The 2581-nt window shown below is 54.3% G+C and carries 2 protein-coding genes; one reads left to right on the top strand and one right to left on the bottom strand.

What is annotated here, in order from left to right; translation table 11 throughout:
• Positions 1 to 1092: outer membrane protein assembly factor BamB family protein (locus tag ACWVCN_RS07150; RefSeq protein ID WP_455244873.1), on the top strand; the 1092-nt coding region annotated here is incomplete at its 5' end.
• 585 nt (positions 1093 to 1677) lie between these two features.
• Here ACWVCN_RS07150 and ACWVCN_RS07145 read toward each other — a convergent pair.
• A partial coding sequence (locus ACWVCN_RS07145) for a DUF2252 family protein (protein WP_455244872.1) occupies positions 1678 to 2581 on the bottom strand: 904 nt, incomplete at its 5' end.

Raw genomic sequence — 2581 nt, 5'->3', positions numbered from 1 at the left:
TATGGACTTCTCTGCTATGACCTGAAGGGAAGTCTGCTTTGGAAAAAGCAGATGCCGATTCCAATCACACAGTGGGGCTCTGGCACTTCGCCCATCCTGGCAGGTAACAAGTTGATCCTCGTTCGTGATCAGTATCGTGGGCGAGGCGACAAAAAAACGCCTGCATACGTAATGGCATTGGACGCGAAAGATGGCACAACCATCTGGGAAAAAGAACGGCCGAGTGAGCCGTCGTGGTCGACTCCTGTTGTGAGACCGACTAGCAGCGGCGAGGAATTAGTTGTTTTCGGACGCAAGCGACTAATTGCCTATAATCTCCGTGATGGCTCTGAGCGTTGGAGCGTCGACGGACTACCTCTTGATGCAGTCGGCGTGCCAGTAATGGGCAGCGGCCTCGTCTTTGTTGCAGGGACTGAGATTGGTGGCGATCCCGAACAACCGATTGCTGTTCCCGATTTTGGCGAAATCGTCGACCGGTATGACAAGGACAAAGACGGTAGGATTTCGCGGGACGAAGCGCCACGTGAAGTTTCAATCGATCCGAGAGACCGACCAGGCGCCGCCGTCATGTCTCTACACAGTTGGTTCTGGCAGGCCGATAAAGACCAGGATGGATTCGCTACTCGCGAAGAGTGGACAGAAGCTTCGGAGGCCACGTCTAACCGTTTTACGAGATTTCAAGATGCCGCGGTCGCAATTCGTCCCGGTGGAAACGGCGACGTTACGGAAACCCATGTCGTTTGGCGAGTTGGTCGCGGTATTCCAGACTCTCCATCTCCCTTGTACTACGAGGGGCGTCTTTACTTAATCAAGACCGGAGGAATCGTCTCATGCCTCGACGTGAAGACCGGAGAGCTGAAGTTCCGATCTCGCTTAGGAAGCGGAGGGCCGTACTCGTCATCACCTGTCGTCGCCAACTCCAACGTCTACGTCGCGTCTGAACGCGGTGTCATCGTTGTGTTTAAGGCGGGAGATAAAGCTGAGGTGTTGTCAAAGAATGACCTTGGCGAACGCATCATGGCGACACCGGCATTCGTTGATGGAAAGATCTATGTTCGCACAGACGAGCATCTCTATGCCTTCGGGCGTTGAATCGCCTTAAGCGCACTGGTCCTTTTCACCGCCCGCAGATTGGACCATCCTTCCTGCTGGCGGTCAATTCATCCGAAGCGACTTACCAATTTTCCTTCGACGCCGCGGATCGCACTAGGGCCGGCTGTTGCCAGCCGCCCCCCGCCCAGATCCGTACGTGAAGAATTACCTCATACGGCTCTTGCCGCGAGTCGATCGCGAAATCGCTTGTTTGGATAACGATGAAAGATCCGTGGCTGCGGAATGTGCCTGCGCGCCAAGCGATGCATTCGCGACCAGGTCCATTTACTCCGCTGGCTGCGTCGCCGCAGCGGATGGAGCCATAGCTTATGGATATCGTCGGTGAATGTACGTAGGCGAACTATGTTGCCGGGAACGGCGTGATAGTTTTCCACGCATGCTCAGGTTCTTCGACTCCGCCGTGTCCACCTGGATCTCACCAAAACGATCCCGGATAGTGTTGCCTTCCGGATGTCCAAACACGGTCGGCACACGAAAAACGAGATGTGCGGTCATAGACTTCTTGTCGTTCGGAATCACGTGATTGCGAGGAACCGCCGACCATCGAGGGGCGCGCTATGTGGTTCAAACTAGCTCTGCGACCTGAATTGAACCATCGCGAGCTGCCGCGGCGAACCGATCATAATCCTCATCAACTTGGTCAATGTAACGCAACGCGAACCGGCCGAATGCCTCCTCAAATACCTTCGAATTTCCAATGTACCCGGCGATCATTGCCGCATCCCCCGACTTTGCATGGGCAAGCGACGTTGCCCAACCACATAGACGACAATGCTCGATGAAATTGCTCATCTTCGTCTTGCCTGGGATAAGTTCGGCTCCGCCTTTCATGTCGCGTAGTTGACGGACATAAAACTGAAACCCGTCTAGCTCCCCCCAACCCAGAAATATATCCGGCGACCCCTGAATCAGCCGTTGTCCCATTACGACGCGGTGACCCTCATTTAAGTGCGTTCTCGGCTGAGGGAAGTAAGGCTTCAGTGCGCTGGGTTGTGCTTCTTTCACTTGGAGAAAAAGTGGATCAGAGGAATGCGCCCCCTGCAAAAACACGACCCAACAGTGGGTACCAACGCTTCCCACGCCGACAACTTTGCGGGCGACATCGACGACTTGATATCGGGACAGCAATTCTCGACGGTCTTCCGCCAGTGATTCGAGATAGACTTCCAGGAACATTCCGAGCGCTTCTCGGCTAGGTCGTCCGCTTGCTATCGTTTCAACATGAAATATCAATGGCGGTTCGTCGATAATGCGACATCGGTCGTCAACAAGTTCGGTCATTTTTTCCAGAACTTGCAAGTGGTTGCGCTTGCTGGCTCTTTTGAAGACAGCTCCAGCGCGTTGTCGCGCATCGGGCGATATCACATTCAAGATGCTCTGCTCATCGATGGTCGCGTACCAGACCTCCATGAACCCCATTTCAGAGTACTCGTGGAGATGCTCTCGATATCCCTCCAATGTCGCTCGC

This window comes from Petrachloros mirabilis (genome assembly GCF_975968855.1).
This window is presented reverse-complemented; position numbering and strand designations above follow the sequence as displayed.